This is a genomic window from Companilactobacillus suantsaicola (assembly GCF_004745525.1).
Lineage (GTDB): Bacteria > Bacillota > Bacilli > Lactobacillales > Lactobacillaceae > Companilactobacillus > Companilactobacillus suantsaicola.
Window position 1 is genome coordinate 1 of record NZ_RKLY01000023.1, and the last position, 18,351, is coordinate 18,351.

Genomic DNA, 18,351 nt, shown 5'->3' on the forward strand with positions numbered 1-18,351 from the left:
AAGACTATTTTTGCCTTGGTTCATACCATCTGACTGATGTCTTAGATCTATAACAAATTAACTTCACTATAATTACTATTAAATCAGTATTTCTCTTGACTTCTGGTAGAAATTTCACGGCTGAGCATTTCCCCGAGCTGTTGCTCCAGACTAGAATACAGATCTATGCGTTGTCTCAATGAATTCTGAATTGAATATAAATTCTATTCGAGATTAATGGACAATTGTTTTATAGTCTGGATGCGTTATCGACCTTTAACTATATATCACGAAAAATTTTGGTAGTTTTAATTTAAATGATTTAAAAAATAACAGCATCTATTCAGGTTTTCTGAATGGATGCTGTTTTGGTTTTACTTTTATTTCTTTTTAGTTCTTCTTATTTTCTTGTTTCTTTTCTTCTTGCGCGCGGTGTTCGTTGATGTTGCAACCTTCTGGGCCACAAACGGCACTTTCATCGCTGCCTAGGCTTTGGAACGTGTTTTTCTTGTCGTCCATAATTATCCCTCCTTGGCTTGTACTTGTTGTAGAGCTTGAACAAAGGTTTCGTATGGTTGGGCTCCGGAAATTCCGTATTTGTTGTCGATGACGAAGAATGGAGCGCCTTGGATTCCTAATTGTTGGGCTTCCATTTGGTCAGTCCGGACTTCTTTTTCGAATTGTTTGCTGTTGAGTACTTCGTCAATTTTTTCGGCATCTAAACCGGCTGCGGTAGCGGCTTTTTTCAAGACGTCGTGGTCGGCAATTGATTCGCCCTTGCTGAAGTACACTTGGTAGAAAGCATCGATAACCTTTTCAGTTAAATCCCGATCACCCAATGAATCTGCCAGTTTGATCAAACGGTGAGCATCGAGTGTGTTGGTTGGTACGGCGTTTAGTAAATCAACTTTTAATCCGTCGGAAGCTCCCATTTTTGAAATTTGTTCAATTTGAGCTGTTGCTTGTTCAGTGGTCATTCCATGTCCGGATGAGAAGTTCTCAAGCATTGTCTTATCGGTTGTGGTTGGTAAGGTTGGATCTAGTTGGAATGATTTGAATTCTAAAGGTGTGTCATCATATAGGCTTAATTCTTTTAAAGCTTTTTTCATTCTTGTTGAGCCGATATAGCAAAATGGACAAGCAATATCTGACCAGTATTTGATTTCCATAAATTTTATCCTCTAATCTTTCCTATTCAACTAATTGATTGAATAGTTTTATACTAGCATGATTTATCACTATGTCAATTTGCTTGCTCACTGACAAATTCACGCCAATCGTAATAGCTCTCGTTCAAACTGTATGCGTGATGACCATTCTCATTTAACAGGTGTGCTGCTTGATTTGTTAAAGCACAGAGATGTCCTCGACAATAAACGATAATATCCTTTTTGGCATCGAGTTGTTGCAATTCTTTTTTCAATTCGTCAGCGGGGATATTGATGGCCCCTTTGATATGACCTGCATCAAATTCCTCTTTTGGCCGAACGTCTAATAACTGAACATCGCCTCGAGCAAGTAATTTAATTGCCGCTGATAGATCTAGTGTTTGGACTTTTTGTTCGAGGTTAAATTGATTTTGGAGCTGTTTCATCTCTGACAGTTGGTTTTCACCGACATCCCGTAACAAATAAAATAATTGTTCAACTTGTGGGGATGCTAATTGATAAATTACGTAATTACCTTGCTTTTTATACTTAACTAAATTGGCTTCACGTAAATTTTTTAAGTGTCTGGAAGTGTTGGCAATGGTCATTCCTGACTGTCTTGATAGGGATTCGACGGTTTTTTCACTTTGAGAGAGCAAATCTAGTATTTCTAGACGACGATCACTGGATAAACTTTTACCGATTTTTGACAATTCACTGTAGAGATTAGTTTTGTATTCATTAGCTATTTTGTTCATTTTTTTGGTTCCTTTGACAGTATTTGAGTAATTGATTGAATAGCTTTAGTTTAATTAGTTTTTGTGGATTGTCAATTTTTGTGTATTTTTAAAATTAGAAAGATTTCTATACTGAACATCAGTAGCGTATGTCGTACAATAAATCTATGGTAAAAGTAGGAATATTCTGATGGAACGGAGCGATAATTATGGAACTAGGAACTTCTATTGATGATCTTCTAAAAGAAGAACTCAAAAACCCAGAATTTAAACGTGAATATGAGGCTGAATGCGAGAGATTAGAAAGTGCTTACGCAGCATACAAAGCTCGTGAAAACTTGGGACAACACAAGTCTTGAAACATCAAATAAGTTAGCTTTCGCTATGGGAAAAATTGAGTATCAATATCGAGTAAAGAGAACATGACTGCGAACTGTCATTGGAATATTATGACAAATAGACCAAGGTAATCGACTTTAATTACCTTGGTCTATTTTTTATAGCGTAAAACTTTTTGTCTCATTAAAATAAATTTACTACAAAATAAAATAACGCGATAAAGATGAGAGATTTGAATTGTTTTTTTGATCGTTCCGTTCTTTTTAACAAAAAATTTATTAATCCTACTGCAATAAAGAAAATAGGTGGTACGATTGCCTTAATTAATTTCTTTACTATTGGGTCCATAAAACTGATCCTACACTATCAAAGCATTCAAACAATCCATCATCCCTGAAACTTCTCATTGGTGGCACAAGTAATTTTATTATTTCTTTTATCATCATACGTTCCCCTCCGTATTTGCGTCCTTATTTGATTATATCATGCAGATTGTTAGCTTATTTTTGGGGATTCTCTTGTTCTAAGTCATTCATTAGTGATTTGACTGTATTGAATTTAGGGAGGGGCACTTTATTGGTTTGATCATCAGCAACTTCATCTAGAGATTTCATCACTTCTGAATTTGGTGTAGCTGGAGTTTTTGTCATATTATCACCTCATTAGGATTGTATGATGATTAGGACGTGATTTCTATTACTTTTTGATAAGAAATTTTTTCTTGTGATGTAAAAAAGCCTCAATAGAATTTTTCAGTAAATTCTGTTGAGGCTTTTTTTGTTTTTAACCACGGTTCTATGCGGTATAGCTAAAACGCGTTCCGCAGGCCAGGACTTGGACATATAGCTACGCTTCCCAAATCATCCGCAAAGTACGCGGATAATTCGTGAAGCTAGGCTATCTGCCAAGTCCTAAGCGGGCCTGCTACACGCTCTAGAAAAATGTTCTTTCCTTAATTCCCATATACTTTCTAAAGCCAAATCTAATTGCATATGCTATAGCGGCTGAGACGAAGTATCCTACTGAATTCAAGGTTGGATTGATGGTTGTTGGTACGAATGCCATTGCTCCTAGGAACAAGAACATTCCGACCATTCCTACTACTAAGTAGGCAATTGTCTTTCCCCAACCTGGTCTTTGTGATTTTGGTAGGCGCATTTGGTCGTTGAACCATGTTAACAATGCACCCCACATTAATGACAAGACGATCAAGGTTAAGATACCAGTTTGATTATTTGGATCGGCCTTCTTGGATGTTAAGGCAACGATTCCGTATAGTAATCCAAACAAAGCAAAGAATAGTAAAGCTGTATCGATCCATAGTCCCCAGAATGGTGTCTTCTTAGGTTTCTTGACTGGATGGGCGATTTCTTGGGCCTTTTGAGTAACTGGTCCGTAAAGTTGATTAGCGGGTATACCTTTGATTTGGTTTTCAACCATTTCTGGTAGTAATCCGTCAATGATTTCTTTTGCTTCTTCTTCCTTAAATCCATTTTCAAGCAAGTACTTGTTCAACTTAAAAACGTATTCGGCATTTTTGTTACTGAGTTTCTTGTGCAAGTCATCTGCGTCGGCACTATAAATCTGACTTGTCACTTCTTCTTTTTTATCGCTCTTAGCTGACGCGGCTTGTTGCTTTTGTGCAGCCTTCTTATTCTTTTCTCTTAAATCCTCTGACATTTTGCTCCCCCTGGACTAAACGTTGAAACGGAATTCGATAATATCACCGTCTTGAACTTCGTAATCTTTACCTTCGACACGTAGTTTACCGGCTTCTTTAACAGCTTTTTCACTGCCTAATTCATCTAAATCACTAAAAGACATAACTTCGGCACGAATGAAACCACGTTCAAAGTCAGAATGGATGATTCCGGCTACTTGTGGTGCTTTCATACCTTCATGGAATGTCCATGCACGTGTTTCCTTACCACCTGCAGTAAAGAATGTTCTAAGACCCAATAACTTGTAACTAGCTTTGATAAGCTTATCCAAACCAGATTCAGAAACACCTTCAGCTTCAAGGAATTCTTTCTTTTCGTCGTCATCTAGTTCAGCGATTTCTTCTTCAGTTTTAGCAGAAACACCGATTACTTGGGCTCCTTCTTTTTGAGCGTAATCTTCAATTAGTTTGTAGTACTTAGAACCTTCTGGATCAGCCATGTCGTCTTCAGCGATGTTAGCGACATACAAAACTGGTTTTGAAGTTAATAGGAACAAGCCCTTAACGATCTTTTGTTCTTCTTCGTCAAAATCGATTGTTCTAACCGCTCCGCCTTCTTCAAGAACTGGCTTGATCTTTTCAAGTACTGCAAATTCAGCTTGAGCTTCTTTATCCTTAGCACTTTTAGCAGCTTTTTCAACTCTTGTATAACGTTTGTTGATGCTATCTAAATCGGCGATCCCTAATTCTAGGTTGATTGTTTCAATGTCATCTAGTGGATCAACTTTTCCCGTAACACTGGTGATGTCGTCATCGTCAAAAGCACGAACAACGTGAACAATGGCATCAACTTGTCTAATATTTTCCAAGAACTTGTTACCAAGTCCTTCACCTTTACTAGCACCCTTGACGATACCAGCGATATCAGTAAATTCAAAAGTTGTATGGATCAGCTTTTTAGCAGGAATCAATGAATCAATTCTAGCCAATCGTGAATCTGGTACTTCAACCATCCCCACATTAGGTTCAATAGTAGCGAAAGGATAGTTAGCCATTTCGGCACCAGCCTTTGTAATAGCGTTAAATAAAGTTGACTTACCAACGTTTGGTAGTCCGACAATTCCGGCAGTTAAAGCCATTAGTTATTCCTCATTTCTCTTCATAATATTAGGTGGCATTAGTTGATCTTTTCTCAAGTAATGTTGCTCGTTTTCCGATTTCACCTGGTCAGCTTGGGTCAATACCTTTTTGAATTTCTTATTGAATTCAGCCCGTGGAATCATTACGATGTGTCCACAGCCTAGGCATTTGACTTTAATATCCGCACCCATTCGGATAACTTCCCAGCGGTTTTCCCCACAAGCATGAGGTTTTTTCATTCCAATAATATCTCCAAGTTTAAACATACAATTCCTCTAATCTAAATGGATTCCTAATATGTCTAAAATACGGTTCAAATCATCCGTATTCGAGAAATCAATTTCGAGTTTTCCATGACCACTACGAGTCTCTTTCACTGAGACCGGTGTGTCAAATCTTTCCACCAATTTTTCCTCGGTAGCTTTGATAAATGGTGATTTCTGAACAGCCTTTTTCTTTTTCTTGCTGTTGTGTTTTGACTCCGTGGCCAATTGTTCAAGTTGACGAACAGTTAAATCTTCATTCACAGCTCGTTTAGCCAGTTGGTCGATTTGGTCCTTATCTTTCAAACTCAACAACGTTCTAGCTTGTCCCATTGATAATTTACCACTTTGGACCAATTTTTTAGTCGCTTCCGGCAAATTCAATAGTCGTAAGTAGTTAGCGATGTAAGGTCGACTCTTACCCAATCTTTGGGAAACTTGTTCTTGCGTTAAATTAAGCTTGGTAATTAACGTTTGATAAGCATCAGCCTCTTCCAGTGGGGTTAAGTCTTCACGTTGTAAGTTTTCTAAGACGGCGATTTCCATCATCCCGGATTCACTCAAAGGACGAATGATTGCGGGGATAGTCGTCTTTTTGGCAATCTTACTAGCACGAAATCTTCTTTCACCAGCAATGATTTCAAAACCATTGACACTTTCACGTACGATAATTGGTTGAAAAACACCATTTTGTTCGATTGAGCGTGCTAATTCGTTTAAGGCATCCTCATCGAAGGTTTTTCTAGGTTGGTATGGATTAGGACGAATATCATCGATGGCTAGATCAACAACCGTTTCACTATTTTCATCGATTGCTTCAAATTCGGAAAAAATCGCATCGATTCCTCGGCCTAAACCTTTTTTATTTTTGCTTGATGCCATTACGTTTTAACACCTCCTTAGCAAGATCACGATAAGCTTGTGCACCTCTTGACTTGTCGTCGAAATCAACGATTGGTAGGCCATAACTTGGTGCTTCTGCTAAACGTGTATTTCTAGGTACGATTGATTTATAAACTGAATCGCCAAAGTAAGATTTCACTTCATCAACAACTTGAGCACCCAAGTTAGTCCGGGCATCGAGCATCGTGATCAAAACTCCTTCAATCGCTAAATTAGTATTGAAGTGCTTTTGAACTAGGCGAATGGTATTCAACAATTGACTCAAACCTTCCAAAGCGTAATATTCACTTTGAACTGGGATAATAATTGAATCACTTGCAGTAAACGCATTAGTTGAAAGTTGTCCTAAAGATGGTGGACAGTCGATCAAGATAATATCGTATTCATCATCAACTTCTTGTAGTCCCGCTCTCAAACGAGTTTCACGGGCCATCATTGAAGTCAATTCCATTTCTGCACCAGCCAATTGGATTGTTGCCGGCACAATATCAAGATTTTTATGTTTAGTATGAATAATTGTCTTCTTCAATGGATATTCGTTGACCAAAACATCATAGACATCTTTTTCAACGTTAGCCTTCTTGATTCCTAAGCCGCTAGTAGCGTTTCCTTGGGGATCAGTATCAACTATCAATACCCTTTGACCAAGATCAGTTAAACACGCTCCCAAATTGATGGTGGTTGTAGTTTTTCCGACACCACCTTTTTGATTTGCAACAGATATTTTTCGTGCCATTTTATTCCCCTATCTCTAGAAATTGTCTTACAATCTCACAAAATATTATCTATGGTAATCACTTTTGGCGCTTTTGCCATAACTATATAATCTTATCATTTTTACAGTATTATTTAAAAATCAACATCACTTCACGAGTGGTTTCTTTGCAGGCGTACCAGGCTTTCGAGGGTATTTCTTTGGTGTCTTAGAAATTTTTTCAACAAAGATAAAATTCCTAACCCCTGCTTCATTAGGAAGTTCAACTGATTCTTGTTGCTTGATTTCACCACCTAAAGTCTTGATGGCAAATTCAGCATTTTGAACTTCTTCAGGAGCTTTTTCCGACTTCATCGCTACGAATTGGCCACCAACTTTAACTAGTGGTAAGCAAAATTCCGTCAAGACATTCATAGCTGCAACCGCTCTAGCCGTTACAACATCGAATGATTCACGAAATTGACTATTCTTGCCAACTTCTTCAGCTCGACCATGAACTAAGGAAACGTCGTCCAAGTTTAGTTTTTTAACTAAGCCATCTAAGAATTTAATCCGCTTATTCAATGAATCAACGATTGTCACCTTGAGTTTGGGATTGATGATCTTCAATGGCAAAGATGGAAAACCAGCTCCCGAACCAACATCACAAAGTGTCAATTCTTGGTTTAAGATCTTTTCATCAACAAAACCGAGGACGATTGAATCGTAAAAATGCTTCAAATAAACTTGATCTTCTTGCGTTATCGAAGTCAAATTCATGACCTTATTCGTCTCGACCAATTCATGAAAATATGTCGCAAATTGTTCTTTTTGAACATCACTCAATTCAATACCTTTTTGAGCTAAAGCTTTAAAAAATTCTTCCGGTTTCATTCAATACCTCCACTCGTGAAACAAGATGTTTCACACTCTTTAATCCTATATTAATGAAGCGTTTAATTCAATGCTGTTTTTGATTTGTATTTTCTAATTTTTAAGGTATTAAAAAATATTATAATTAATAATGAATCCACTTAATTTTAGGAGTAACGAAAATGATAATTGTTAAACATACCAATGACCTCAAACCAAACGAATTAGTCGAGATTTTTAAGCAGCGCACCAAAGTTTTCGTCGTCGAACAAAATTGTCCCTATCCTGAAGTAGACGATGACGATTTTGACGACCTGCATGTTTGCTTAGTCGAAGATGCCAAATTAAAAGCCTATGCCCGCATCATCAACAAACAAACTCATATCACTTTCGGCCGCGTTTTAGTCGTCAAAGAATTCCGTGGTAATGGCTTGGGAAAAGAAATCGTCACCGCGGCCTTAAAAGAAATCACCCAACGTTTTCCCAATGTAAAAATCAGAATTCAAGCTCAAGTATATCTACAAGATTTCTACAGCAGCTTTGGTTTCAAAACTATCTCTGAAACTTATTTGGAAGATGGCATCCCACATATTGATATGATTTTAAGATAAGGAAAAAACCGTTCGAATTAAAAAATTCGAACGGTTTTTTGAAACGAGTTACACAAGTAGGCTTGTTTCACTCTCTGTGCCCCTGCCAAGGAACTTAATTATAACGCTTCTAACACATATGGTCACACCCATTTGGCAAACAGTCACAATTAACTTTTTCCGGAGCGGTCTTAACCTTCTCATCTAAAGTTTTTTGAAGCGTTATGATATCGTTACGGCTGATTTCAAGTGAATCAATTAGTTCATTTAAAACTGATCCCGTCTTGTGAGCACAAAAGTCATTGAACAAACTCTTGGCATATTCATCCATCGTGTCTTGTTCAGAAACAGTTGCTGAATAGATGTAGCGACCGCCTTCTTTTTTACGACTGAGAAACTCTTTTTTAGTTAAACGTGTAATCAAAGTTTTAATGGTCGAATCAGACCAGGATTGCTTTTGTTGCATTAAATTAATAATTTCCGTACTCGTCACGTGATTCAAAGTCCAGACGATACGCATAATTTGCCATTCAGCTGAAGAAATTTCTTTTTTCTGCTCTTTTTTAGGTACTACAGTATCCATCAAAATCTTCCTCTCTTGATGCATACAATTATATAACATAAATCTTTTGTTTGGGGGAGATTAAGTATGTCGCCCTCCACAAAAAACTCAATTGGGACTGGAACGATGTGGGCGCGACTTTAAGCTTTTTTCAAAACCGGAAAAAATCTTAAAGCTCGGCCTTATTCTAAGCAATAAATTGCTAAGAATAATTTCACATCTGAGCCCAATTGAGTTTTTTGTTCCGGGCTGAATTTCACTTCTATTGATTATTTGCTTTCCATTCATTTAAAAATATTACTTCTATTCTGATTTGGAACTTAATATTTTAACTAGTGCTTACGTTACTTCTCGTTCAAGTATGAAAAGAAAAAATCTTACTAGTTGGCAGCAATGTACCGTCGTTCCAGTAAGATTCTCTATTTTTTACATCAAATTATTAACTGCTGAATCTGAACAGAAGTCTATCCAATTCCAGAATTTACTGAGATACTGCAAAAAAACTGAGATCCAGTCTGGAGTACAAGTCCTGTGATGGCTCAGCCGCCATATTATTCTTAGCAATTTATTGCTTAGAATAAGGCCTAGTTTTGAGATTTTGCGTACTTTGCAAAAACTCAAAATAGTGCCGGCAGCGTTCCAGCCAATCACAGGACTTGTACGGAAGACGGCAATTAACCACTATCCAAACTAAAGAACTATGCTATTTAGCCTTATCTTCCCATCACAGGCTTTTTCTCATCATATACTTCCACACAATAGTCTTTCTTGCCGCAAGCTGGACAAGTCAATTTTCGAGCTTTGGGATTGTGTTTAGCAAAGAAAGCTTTTTTGAAATTTGGTTTAAATTCTGTCCCACAGTTTGGGCAAATATAATTCGTATTTTTAAAATAATATAGTGACAACCAAGCGGCTGCGATAATAACTATTACAATTGCGATTGCAAAGGGCCACCATTGATGACGCGTAATTCCCCAATAAAGCGTTCCTAGCTCTAAAATATCCATTGGTAATCCATAACCGAGCATTCTTAGATGTACTTTACGTAATTTACTTTTGTTATCCATTATTTTTTCTATGTCATCGATCGTCGTTAAATTTACTTGCTCCATCTGTGGTAAATGATTTTTTAGTTCTTCAACTGTTCTTAATTGCTCTTTAGTGTCTTTCAACGAATCTTTAAGTGCTTTTTGTTGTTGTTCCAAAAGCAGTTGTAAAACTGTAATGGAATTATCACTTTCAATGATCTCGGAAATTGCTTTGAGTGATAGGCCCAAATTCTTGAGTAACAAAATTAATTTTAGTTTTTGTAAATCATTATCGGTGTAAATACGACGACCGTTGCCGACTATTTTACTGGGTTTCAACAAAGACTTATCATCGTAGTACTGTAAGGTTCTAACGGAGATATTGGTTAGCTTTGCTAATTCACCAGTTGTGTATTCTGACATAGATTTTCACCTCTTTCTATTCTTGTTTTACCTTATTACGTTGGGGAATATGCAAGTACTTTTGCCATATAACGGCGTTATATTTTACAATAGTGTTGGTATAGACCTTGTGAGCAAAATTACATAGCAATTAATTGCTATACGTTTTGAAAAGTCATAAAACATGGGTTTGGAAATAATAAATATTTTTTTGAAATAGGAGGATAGACTTACGAAATATAGTTTTTTTGTTCAACCACAAGTAAATAAAAGTGATGATTCCGTTTTTGGGTATGAGGTTTTGTTACGTAAAGAGGATAACGGGACTTGGCATTTACCTGATGATTTCACCGAGCTTTCTATTGCAGAGCAAACTAAGTTGGTCGAAGAAACTGCGGAGTCTTTAAAAGAAGCCACCGGTTCAATTGATCGCGTGATTTCTTTTAACCTTAACAGGGAACAAGCTTTGGACCCTTTAACTCTTGGAGAAATTATTGCTTTGAAAAAAAGAATTACTCCTATTTCATTAACGATTGAATTAACCGAGTCAATGCCTTTGAATATTATCAAAGAATACAGTTCTTTGTTGCATCAATACGACATTGCTCTAGTCCTCGATGATGTGGGAACTGGTTCAAATACGTTTGAAAATATTAAGCATACTTTACCATACGTTGACCGCATTAAGTTTGCGATGCAAAATTTTCGTATGGCTGGAAAACCTGAAAAGATTCCCGAGTGCTTATCTTTTTGGGTCCATCAAGCTCAAAAATACTGTTTAGGTATGGTGCTTGAAGGTGTTGAGGATGGTAATGACCAAGTTTTGGCGCAGAAATTTGGGATTAACATTCAACAAGGCTATCTTTATGGTAAACCCGCTGCTGTTGTGGCTTAAATTTAATTTTTGGTATATAAAAAGACGAACCTGGTGCCTCCTGTTTTGATTGGGGGTTGGGTTCGTCTGTTTTTTTGGTTTTGGTAAATTTTTTCTATTTTAAATTGTTGTTGTTCTGGGTTATGACCATTGTTCTATTCTGAATAGTAATTGGTCTTTTGGGTTATAACCATTGTTCTATGCGATATAGCTAAAACGCGTTCCAGCCAACAGGAGTCAACATATAGCTACGCTTCCCAAATCGCACGCAAAGTACGCGCGCAATTCGTGAAGCTAGGCTATCTGCCAAGTCCTAAGCGGGCCTGCTCCACGCTCTCTAAGCTAATGCATCCCAAGCTGGTAACAACTCTGGTTCTTGTTCCAAATCTTTTCTTTCTTCATCACTAAGGAACTTCTTATTGATAACTACTTCATATACATAATCTTCAAACCATTTTTGGTCCATCATGTAATATCCTTGGTTACCGTTCTCTTCGCCCCATGAATTTTCAACTTTCCAACGGTTTGGTTGGCCATTTTTCAAGTTAACTCCTGTGATTGTCATTGCGTGTGATACTTCTGCTTCGCCATAATCTAATCTCAAGCCTTTGTCGAATTGGCTGTCGATGCCCAAGAGTGCGTCGTATTGATATAAATCGCCTAACAAATAACCGTTCTTACGATCTGATTGTTGTAAGACGTCGTTTCCAAACCAAACTAATTGATTACCTTTCAATTGTTGAATCGTCAAATCTTTTAGACGTTCCATTGGTAGGTTCAAGAAAGTATGAGGTTCTTTTCCGACCATGTTATTTTGAGTATCGATTGCGTAAACTTGATGATACTTCTTACTCTTTTGTGGTGAATTTTCAATTGTGACATAATCATCCAAGTTAGTGGTAAAGTAATTCTTAAAGAATTCTTTGGGTGTGATATTGTCAGCTTCGAGCAACTTGCCATCATCAGTTCTAAGAGACAAATCAAAGTCCTTTGGTGGTTGACCAAATGAGTAGACACAGAGTTTATAAACTTGACTAAGCATTTCTTCAACACGTTTGTCGATTGCTTCCTGGCTCGTCTTCTTTTCAACTAAACTACGTAATTCAATTCCGTTTTTACGCAATAATTTGCCCAAAACATCGTCGAATTCGTTAGTATGTTCTGAAGGTTGTGTTTCTGGCATGGCGTAACTTGGTACGACACCATATTTTGTGATCAAGTTTGTCGCATAATCCCAGAAACCACCATCACCGTTAGGACTCTCAAATAGATGATTGACCTTGCGATCAGTGACTGGTAATTCAGCCGTTTTTAAGACTTCTTGATAAAAATAATTGGATTTTTCTAGACGATCATAAAATGATAAATAATTTTGTGACAACTCGAAATCCTTTAAATTGTTACGCAAAGCAAATTCAGTTCTCAATGTGTTCAAAGCTGCGAACAGCCAGCAACGTCCAGATTGCTTTTGATTAGAAACTTTGCCAGTTTCAACTTCGAGATTAAAAGTTGGATTTAACTTTGTTTTTACTTTGGGATCCTCTGAAGCTTTGTAGATACCCACTTGCGCTACAGAATTTTTAAGAACATTATTACTTGCATCTTGATTTAAGTTCTTATTAAAATCTGCTAAAATTTCATTATTGATTTCCTTAGTCAATTTCATCACCTCGTTATTAAACTATATTACAATTATTTAACTAAATTACAACATTTCTAATCAAATTGGAGAAATTATGTCAGAAACTATTAAAATTGCTTATTTATATGAAGATCTCATGAACACTTACGGTGACAGTGGTGACGTGAAGATTCTCAGTTTCCTTTTAAAAGAAAAAGGTTATGATACTCAAGTCGACAATATCAGCCTCGGTATGAAATTTAACGCCTTCGATTATGATTTCGTATTCTTCGGTGGTGGCCAAGACTTCGAACAATCCGTCGTCGCAACCGATATTCAACGGCACCGCCAAACCATCAAAGACTACATCGAATCTGACAAACCAATGCTTTGTATCTGTGGTGGTTACCAATTTTTAGGTAAGTATTATGAAACCAGCAGTGGGAAAACAATCAAGTGCTTGGACGTATTGCCCCTTCACACAGTCTTTAAAGCCGATAGTAGAATGATCGGTGACACTGAATACAAGACCCCATGGGGAACTGTCAAAGCTTTTGAAAATCACAGTGGCCGAACTTATTTCGATGACAAAACCAAACTAAAACCTTTCGGTGAAATGGTCGAAGGTTACGGCAACAATCCTGATGACGGCCAAGAAGGTATGCGCTACAAGAACACTATCGGTAGCTATTCCCACGGACCAATTCTAAAAAACGAAAACGTCGCCCGTGGTATCGCCGACGAAATCATCAAAGCTCACAAGGAACGTATGAAAGAAAGTGCAAAATAAAAAACCTCGGCAAGCCGGGGTTTTTTTTGTATAAAAATAGACATAAAATCACTACTATAAGTCTTCTTTAAGCAAACTATATAGATTTTCATCATGGAAACCATCGTCTAATAGTTCGTTTTGGCGTAATGTTCCTTCCAAAATAAAGCCAGCTTTCTTAGCCACTGCATTACTTGCTTTATTATCAACAGCTGCTTGGATTATGACACGATTTAACCCATAATCTTCAAAGCCTAAGTTAGCCATACACTTCACTGCTTGCGTCATAATTTTTTTCCTTGAAATTTCTTACCCAACCAATAGCCAATATCAGCACTAGCTCGTAAATGATCAAAATGATTAAAACTAATCATTCCAGCAATTTCATTTTGATACCAAATTATAAGGTTTAATGAATCATTCTTCCCCATATGGCGATTAGTCATCTGTAAAAACTCAATTTCATCATCCACTACTTTAGTTAACTTTAACCATGGTAAATAATATTCAAAGTATTCTCTTTGTCCATCTAACAATTTGAATAGCTTGGGACCATCAATTTCAGGCCTCGGTACTGCTAATTTAATATCATCTGACACTTTGCAAGACAACATCGTACTTACCTTCTTTAACTTAATTAACATATTTTGTTTACTTAGTCTAAAACAAAAATTTTAGTTATCCAAAAATCGATTAGTTTTAAATATCGCGGTTGAAATTGCTGGTGCAACAATAATTGCGACAATCATTTCCGGAATTCCATTAGTACCGACAATAACTAATAATACTTTATTCAAAAGATCAGTTTGGGTTGCGTATGCTTGTGCCATTGTGTTGGCGTACATCAAACGCATCAAACCTAATACTAAGACTGTATTGACTAGGGAACCGACTCCGGCAGCAATTGCCATCCCTAAAATTTTTTTACTAGTATGCTTCTTAAACCAAAGATAAATAAACCCGGCAATCAATCCGACACAGATTCTCGGTAAAACGGCGACGACGGGATTGGTGAAAACTGTTGTATCAATAATTGATGTTGGACTCGTGAAGGCACGAATAACCGTACCAATTCCCCAAACTAGTCCTACTATCGCACCACTTTTAGGTCCTAAAACAATAGCGGCTACGATCACTGTAATATGAATAATCGTTATGTTAATGAATCCTGTGGGAATATAACCCAAAAAAGGAACCATCGATTGCACAAAAATAATGGCAATTAAAATACCCAAGATGGCAGTCCGATATGCCTTCCGTTTTTGCAAATTCCTCACGTCCTCAAATTAATTTTTCTTAATTTTACCCGAATATGATAAAAAGGACAAAAAAAGAACCCCACCATACAGGCAGGGTTTAGATGTGCTTTTTTTGCACACTACGGACACGAAGTCCCAATACGATTATTGTAAGCCTATCCTTCAGCAGCATCAACTGCCTTGATAACTGCATTTCTAAAGCCATATTCTTCAAGCGCAGCCACGCCACGAATCGTTGAACCACCTGGTGAAGTTACTTCATCTTTTAAGGCTGAAACGTTCAATTCGGATTGTTTAGCCAGTTTGGCCGCTCCAATAGCCATTCCAATAGCAGCGTCATAAGCTAGTTTTCTATTCAAGCCATGTTTTACACCTGCATCACTCAAAGCTTCGATGAAAACATCTAGAAAAGCTGGTGAACAGCCGGCAACGGTGCCTAAAATTCCTAATTGTGCTTCTGGAACTTCGACTAATTGACCAGTGTAACCCATAATTGAAGCGATTTTTTTCTTGTCGTCATCAGTGAAGTCACTTGAATAAGTGATACCAGTAAAGCCTGCTCCAACTTTAACTGGTGTGTTTGGAATTGCATGGGCCACTTTGACTTCTCCTAGTGCTTGCTTCAAATGAGAAACTGAAGCGTTACCAGTGAAGGCAACGATTAACTTACCTGCAGCGATTTCCTTTAATTCAGTCAAAACGCTATCCAAGGCATTGGCACCAACTGCAATAAAAATAACTTCCGTGTCTTCTAGTTGTTTAACACGCTTGACCATTTTAAAACCTAATTGATCATCTAAAAGTTGGGTTCTGTTGGAACGACCACCTTTAACAATAATTTGATTTGCATCAAATCCATTTTTTACGAGACCCGTTATAACGGCCCCTCCGATACTTCCGGCACCAATAAATCCAATCATTATGCACTATTCTCCTTCACAATGTTTATACTGTACATTATATAGAAATTATTTTTAGATGAGAAATATAGATTGTCATTTCCTTTAGTTTCTCACCATTTTTTTGTATCATTTGATTAACAGGAGGGGAAAAATGAATAATTACAAAACACGAGCCCAGTTAAAAGGTGAAGTGAAGGATTTGGTTAGAGGACGTTGGAGTACAGCCGTCTTACTATACTTGATTCCAACAATCTTGATGTTGGCGAATGCTGGTTCAGGTGGGAGCAGAAGTTCTAGTGACTACACTTCAGCAACAACGAGCTTTAACTTTACTGCCATTGTCACGACGGCGTTCTCATCCGGAATCATCGTCTTTTTATTGAGTTTGATTTTCTTAATTGTTTCACTTTCAGCAACTTTTCGTGGCTTAGATTGGATCGAAGATCCCGAATTGGAATTCAGTCCAATCAAGAGTAACTTTACTTACTTCAGAAGTCCTGATTGGTGGAAATTGATTTTCATCTATATCATCAATAACATCTTTGTATTCTTGTGGTATCTGCTTTTGATCGTACCCGGAATCGTTAAGAGTATCGCCTACTCACAGACTTTCTTTGTTTACAAAGATCTAAACGATCGCGGTTTAGCCGACAATTATTCACTGACTGACTACATTACCCGCAGTCGTCAATTGATGAATGGTAACAAGTGGCGTTACTTCGTCTTACAATTGAGCTTCATCGGTTGGTTCATTTTAGGTGGTATTACTTTGGGAATCGGATTTTTCTGGATTTTCCCATATTACAAACTAACTATGGCTAACTTCTATCATGACTTGGTTGCCAACGAGAATAACTAAAAAAACACAACTTAGGTTGTGTTTTTTTATAACGCCGTTATGCCGTATAATGTTCAACAACATCTTTCAATAAGCTTGTTACATCGCTCTGAGCTTTATCGTTATAATACTTAGCAAAACGCTCGTCACTGACATACATTTCGACTAGGCCCTTGTGCATCTCTTTAGTATATTTAGGCCACGTAAATTGTAACCAAGATTTATGTTCTTGATAGATTTTTTTAGCCAAAGCAGAATCCAGGTCGGGATTTTGTTTGAGTGTCACTAAATCTGCAATCAGTTGTGACTCAATTTTTTCCATTTGATCAAAGTCCTCTTTTGATAATTGACCGTACTTCTTATTCGACTGTTCGATCACGTCAGTTCCATAGTTTTGGCGAATTTCAGTTCCAAACTCAGCCTCATTTTTTTCTAATTGTTCTTTTTTGAAGGCTGCAAATTTTTCTTTATCTGTCATGGTGATTTCTCCTTGATAATCGGCAATTGTTTTGGTGATATTAGTTAAGAGAGCATCTACTTGATTTCTTTTTTCTAGCAACAAGTTCTGTTGGTCTTTCAGAGCTTTTAGACGTGAAAAATCTGGATCGTCGAGTAACTGTTTAATTTTGCTCAGGGAAAAGTCTAGTGAACGATAAAACAAAATCTGTTGCAATTTATTTACATTTTTTTCATTATAAATTCGATAATTGTTTTCATTAATTTCACTTGGCTTCAATAATCCTATTTCATCGTAATATCTCAAAGTACGCGTAATGACACCGGCCAATTGGGCCAATTTTTTAATTGTATATTTCATAAATAACTCTCCTAACAAAACTGATTCTACAAGTTGACGTTGCGTTAAGGTCAAGGAAAATATCGCAAAAACCAATCACATTTTTTTTGATTCTGTTACTATAAAGGAAACAATTATTAGGTGGGTGACTAATTTGAACGAATTTATTCAAGTACTAACAATTGCCGGTTCTGACTCTGACGGAAGTGCTGGCGCACAAGCTGATCTAAAAACTTTTATGGCTCGTGGCGTTTACGGAATGTCCGTGTTAACTGCTGCGGTGGCTGGTAATTCTTATGGTATTCACGACAGTGTCAATATGCCAGCCAAATTCATCAATAGTCAAATTAAAGATATCAAAGATGATTTTCAGGTTTCAGCTTTCAAAACGGGAATGCTTTCTGATTCAGAAATTATTAATACGGTAGCTGATGCTATCAGTGACAAACCTTTTGGGACTTTCGTTTTGGATCCTGTTATCATCACTAAACACGGCGCAATGCTCTTGGAAACTGACGCTTATCAAACTTTGATCGACAAGTTGTTCCCATTGGCGGACTTGATCACACCAAACTTTTACGAAGCTAAGAAGTTATCTGGCTTAGAATTAGACAATAAAGAAGAAATTGTTAAGGCTGCACATAAATTACGCAATTTAGGTCCAAAAAATATTATGATAAAGGGTGAACATAGCGACGACTCAATTGCAGAAGTTGAAGACTACGTTCTCCTAGAAGATGGACAGTCATTCTGGATCTCTGAACCGTTTGTCAAAACTGACCACATTAACGGTACGGGTGACACTTTATCGTCATGTATCGTAGCTGAAATTGCTAAGGGTAAGAGTATGGAAGACGCCATTAGAATTGCAAAAACATTTACTTACAATGCTATTAAAAATGAAATCGACGTTGGGCACAAATATGGTCCTATTAACCATTTTGTAAAGGATGATATACAATAGTATTTGTTAG

The 18,351-nt window shown here is 37.1% G+C and carries 21 protein-coding genes and 2 pseudogenes; 6 read left to right on the top strand and 17 right to left on the bottom strand.

Features of this window, described 5'->3' with window-relative positions; genetic code table 11:
- Positions 1 to 369: 369 nt before the first annotated feature.
- The 3 genes from EGT49_RS12725 to EGT49_RS08840 all read right to left on the bottom strand — a co-directional run bounded on the left by EGT49_RS12725 (position 370) and on the right by EGT49_RS08840 (position 1,885).
- Positions 370 to 498, bottom strand: a complete 129-nt coding sequence (locus tag EGT49_RS12725) for a hypothetical protein (RefSeq protein ID WP_281275468.1) — start codon at positions 496 to 498, stop codon at positions 370 to 372.
- Positions 499 to 500: 2 nt separating this feature from the next.
- Positions 501 to 1,148: a DsbA family oxidoreductase gene (locus EGT49_RS08835; RefSeq protein WP_135373556.1), complete on the bottom strand. Its 648-nt coding sequence runs from the start codon at positions 1,146 to 1,148 to the stop codon at positions 501 to 503.
- A gap of 74 nt (positions 1,149 to 1,222) precedes the next feature.
- The gene (locus tag EGT49_RS08840; RefSeq protein WP_135373558.1) at positions 1,223 to 1,885 is read right to left on the bottom strand and encodes an ArsR/SmtB family transcription factor; all 663 of its coding nucleotides are present in this window, start codon (positions 1,883 to 1,885) and stop codon (positions 1,223 to 1,225) included.
- Positions 1,886 to 2,073: 188 nt separating this feature from the next.
- Here EGT49_RS08840 and EGT49_RS08845 point away from each other — a divergent pair, with 188 nt between their 5' ends.
- Positions 2,074 to 2,223: a hypothetical protein gene (locus EGT49_RS08845; RefSeq protein WP_246013823.1), complete on the top strand. Its 150-nt coding sequence runs from the start codon at positions 2,074 to 2,076 to the stop codon at positions 2,221 to 2,223.
- Positions 2,224 to 2,703: 480 nt separating this feature from the next.
- Here the strand turns inward: EGT49_RS08845 and EGT49_RS12500 are convergent, their stop codons facing one another.
- From EGT49_RS12500 to rsmG, 7 genes are all read right to left on the bottom strand, one after another.
- Complete coding sequence (locus tag EGT49_RS12500) at positions 2,704 to 2,853, bottom strand: hypothetical protein (RefSeq protein WP_167849812.1); 150 nt, start codon at positions 2,851 to 2,853, stop codon at positions 2,704 to 2,706.
- Positions 2,854 to 3,136: 283 nt separating this feature from the next.
- A complete protein-coding gene (locus EGT49_RS08850) occupies positions 3,137 to 3,883 on the bottom strand; it encodes a DUF1129 family protein (RefSeq protein WP_135373561.1) in 747 nt (248 codons plus the stop codon).
- A gap of 15 nt (positions 3,884 to 3,898) precedes the next feature.
- Positions 3,899 to 5,002 (bottom strand): redox-regulated ATPase YchF, encoded by a 1,104-nt coding sequence (gene ychF / locus EGT49_RS08855; protein WP_135373563.1) that lies wholly within the window; start codon positions 5,000 to 5,002, stop codon positions 3,899 to 3,901.
- Between the two features lie 3 nt (positions 5,003 to 5,005).
- Positions 5,006 to 5,269 (bottom strand): DUF951 domain-containing protein, encoded by a 264-nt coding sequence (locus tag EGT49_RS08860; protein WP_135373565.1) that lies wholly within the window; start codon positions 5,267 to 5,269, stop codon positions 5,006 to 5,008.
- A gap of 9 nt (positions 5,270 to 5,278) precedes the next feature.
- Positions 5,279 to 6,148, bottom strand: coding sequence for a ParB/RepB/Spo0J family partition protein (locus EGT49_RS08865; RefSeq protein ID WP_135373566.1), 870 nt, complete (start codon positions 6,146 to 6,148; stop codon positions 5,279 to 5,281).
- Complete coding sequence (locus EGT49_RS08870) at positions 6,129 to 6,905, bottom strand: ParA family protein (RefSeq protein ID WP_135373568.1); 777 nt, start codon at positions 6,903 to 6,905, stop codon at positions 6,129 to 6,131. Before EGT49_RS08870 ends, EGT49_RS08865 begins: the two co-directional genes overlap by 20 nt.
- A gap of 126 nt (positions 6,906 to 7,031) precedes the next feature.
- A complete protein-coding gene (rsmG, locus tag EGT49_RS08875) occupies positions 7,032 to 7,757 on the bottom strand; it encodes a 16S rRNA (guanine(527)-N(7))-methyltransferase RsmG (RefSeq protein ID WP_135373570.1) in 726 nt (241 codons plus the stop codon).
- 161 nt (positions 7,758 to 7,918) lie between these two features.
- Here rsmG and EGT49_RS08880 point away from each other — a divergent pair, with 161 nt between their 5' ends.
- On the top strand, positions 7,919 to 8,347 hold the full coding sequence (locus EGT49_RS08880; RefSeq protein WP_135373572.1) for a GNAT family N-acetyltransferase: 429 nt from the start codon (positions 7,919 to 7,921) through the stop codon (positions 8,345 to 8,347).
- A gap of 109 nt (positions 8,348 to 8,456) precedes the next feature.
- On the opposite strand, the gene EGT49_RS08885 is transcribed toward EGT49_RS08880, so the two are convergent.
- Entirely contained in the window at positions 8,457 to 8,909 is a 453-nt protein-coding gene (locus tag EGT49_RS08885; RefSeq protein ID WP_135373574.1) for a CopY/TcrY family copper transport repressor, read from the bottom strand.
- Positions 8,910 to 9,601: 692 nt separating this feature from the next.
- Positions 9,602 to 10,339, bottom strand: coding sequence for a MerR family transcriptional regulator (locus EGT49_RS08890; protein WP_135373576.1), 738 nt, complete (start codon positions 10,337 to 10,339; stop codon positions 9,602 to 9,604).
- A 217-nt stretch (positions 10,340 to 10,556) separates the two neighbouring features.
- Between EGT49_RS08890 and EGT49_RS08895 the strand changes: the two are divergent.
- Positions 10,557 to 11,213: pseudogene (locus tag EGT49_RS08895) on the top strand (EAL domain-containing protein); the annotation flags it as partial.
- Between the two features lie 316 nt (positions 11,214 to 11,529).
- Here the strand turns inward: EGT49_RS08895 and EGT49_RS08900 are convergent.
- Positions 11,530 to 12,852: a C1 family peptidase gene (locus tag EGT49_RS08900; RefSeq protein ID WP_135373579.1), complete on the bottom strand. Its 1,323-nt coding sequence runs from the start codon at positions 12,850 to 12,852 to the stop codon at positions 11,530 to 11,532.
- A gap of 76 nt (positions 12,853 to 12,928) precedes the next feature.
- Here EGT49_RS08900 and EGT49_RS08905 point away from each other — a divergent pair, with 76 nt between their 5' ends.
- Positions 12,929 to 13,603, top strand: a complete 675-nt coding sequence (locus EGT49_RS08905; RefSeq protein WP_135373582.1) for a type 1 glutamine amidotransferase — start codon at positions 12,929 to 12,931, stop codon at positions 13,601 to 13,603.
- 54 nt (positions 13,604 to 13,657) lie between these two features.
- On the opposite strand, the pseudogene EGT49_RS12780 reads toward EGT49_RS08905, so the two are convergent.
- The 3 genes and pseudogenes from EGT49_RS12780 to proC all read right to left on the bottom strand — a co-directional run bounded on the left by EGT49_RS12780 (position 13,658) and on the right by proC (position 15,761).
- Positions 13,658 to 14,196, bottom strand: a pseudogene (locus EGT49_RS12780) (GNAT family N-acetyltransferase).
- A gap of 60 nt (positions 14,197 to 14,256) precedes the next feature.
- Positions 14,257 to 14,850, bottom strand: coding sequence for an ECF transporter S component (locus EGT49_RS08915; RefSeq protein ID WP_135373584.1), 594 nt, complete (start codon positions 14,848 to 14,850; stop codon positions 14,257 to 14,259).
- A gap of 146 nt (positions 14,851 to 14,996) precedes the next feature.
- Positions 14,997 to 15,761, bottom strand: coding sequence for a pyrroline-5-carboxylate reductase (gene proC / locus EGT49_RS08920; RefSeq protein ID WP_135373586.1), 765 nt, complete (start codon positions 15,759 to 15,761; stop codon positions 14,997 to 14,999).
- Positions 15,762 to 15,894: 133 nt separating this feature from the next.
- Here proC and EGT49_RS08925 point away from each other — a divergent pair, with 133 nt between their 5' ends.
- Positions 15,895 to 16,602 carry a DUF975 family protein gene (locus EGT49_RS08925; RefSeq protein WP_135373588.1) on the top strand — a complete coding sequence of 236 codons (708 nt, stop codon included), beginning with the start codon at positions 15,895 to 15,897 and terminating at the stop codon, positions 16,600 to 16,602.
- A gap of 37 nt (positions 16,603 to 16,639) precedes the next feature.
- On the opposite strand, the gene EGT49_RS08930 is transcribed toward EGT49_RS08925, so the two are convergent.
- Positions 16,640 to 17,398, bottom strand: a complete 759-nt coding sequence (locus tag EGT49_RS08930) for a MerR family transcriptional regulator (protein WP_135373590.1) — start codon at positions 17,396 to 17,398, stop codon at positions 16,640 to 16,642.
- Between the two features lie 133 nt (positions 17,399 to 17,531).
- On the opposite strand from EGT49_RS08930, the gene thiD reads away from it, so the two are divergent.
- On the top strand, positions 17,532 to 18,341 hold the full coding sequence (gene thiD, locus EGT49_RS08935; RefSeq protein ID WP_135373592.1) for a bifunctional hydroxymethylpyrimidine kinase/phosphomethylpyrimidine kinase: 810 nt from the start codon (positions 17,532 to 17,534) through the stop codon (positions 18,339 to 18,341).
- The last annotated feature ends 10 nt before the right edge of the window (positions 18,342 to 18,351 follow it).

Coding starts and splice junctions, on each gene's coding strand:
- EGT49_RS08845 (WP_246013823.1), top strand. CDS start 2,074: ATGGAACTAGGAACTTCTATTGATGATCTTCTAAAAGAAGAACTCAAA.
- EGT49_RS08870 (WP_135373568.1), bottom strand. CDS start 6,905: ATGGCACGAAAAATATCTGTTGCAAATCAAAAAGGTGGTGTCGGAAAA.
- rsmG (WP_135373570.1), bottom strand. CDS start 7,757: ATGAAACCGGAAGAATTTTTTAAAGCTTTAGCTCAAAAAGGTATTGAA.
- EGT49_RS08865 (WP_135373566.1), bottom strand. CDS start 6,148: ATGGCATCAAGCAAAAATAAAAAAGGTTTAGGCCGAGGAATCGATGCG.
- ychF (WP_135373563.1), bottom strand. CDS start 5,002: ATGGCTTTAACTGCCGGAATTGTCGGACTACCAAACGTTGGTAAGTCA.
- EGT49_RS08835 (WP_135373556.1), bottom strand. CDS start 1,148: ATGGAAATCAAATACTGGTCAGATATTGCTTGTCCATTTTGCTATATC.
- EGT49_RS12725 (WP_281275468.1), bottom strand. CDS start 498: ATGGACGACAAGAAAAACACGTTCCAAAGCCTAGGCAGCGATGAAAGT.
- EGT49_RS08840 (WP_135373558.1), bottom strand. CDS start 1,885: ATGAACAAAATAGCTAATGAATACAAAACTAATCTCTACAGTGAATTG.
- EGT49_RS08860 (WP_135373565.1), bottom strand. CDS start 5,269: ATGTTTAAACTTGGAGATATTATTGGAATGAAAAAACCTCATGCTTGT.
- proC (WP_135373586.1), bottom strand. CDS start 15,761: ATGATTGGATTTATTGGTGCCGGAAGTATCGGAGGGGCCGTTATAACG.
- EGT49_RS08880 (WP_135373572.1), top strand. CDS start 7,919: ATGATAATTGTTAAACATACCAATGACCTCAAACCAAACGAATTAGTC.
- EGT49_RS08905 (WP_135373582.1), top strand. CDS start 12,929: ATGTCAGAAACTATTAAAATTGCTTATTTATATGAAGATCTCATGAAC.
- EGT49_RS08850 (WP_135373561.1), bottom strand. CDS start 3,883: ATGTCAGAGGATTTAAGAGAAAAGAATAAGAAGGCTGCACAAAAGCAA.
- EGT49_RS08890 (WP_135373576.1), bottom strand. CDS start 10,339: ATGTCAGAATACACAACTGGTGAATTAGCAAAGCTAACCAATATCTCC.
- EGT49_RS08925 (WP_135373588.1), top strand. CDS start 15,895: ATGAATAATTACAAAACACGAGCCCAGTTAAAAGGTGAAGTGAAGGAT.
- EGT49_RS12500 (WP_167849812.1), bottom strand. CDS start 2,853: ATGACAAAAACTCCAGCTACACCAAATTCAGAAGTGATGAAATCTCTA.
- EGT49_RS08885 (WP_135373574.1), bottom strand. CDS start 8,909: ATGGATACTGTAGTACCTAAAAAAGAGCAGAAAAAAGAAATTTCTTCA.
- EGT49_RS08930 (WP_135373590.1), bottom strand. CDS start 17,398: ATGAAATATACAATTAAAAAATTGGCCCAATTGGCCGGTGTCATTACG.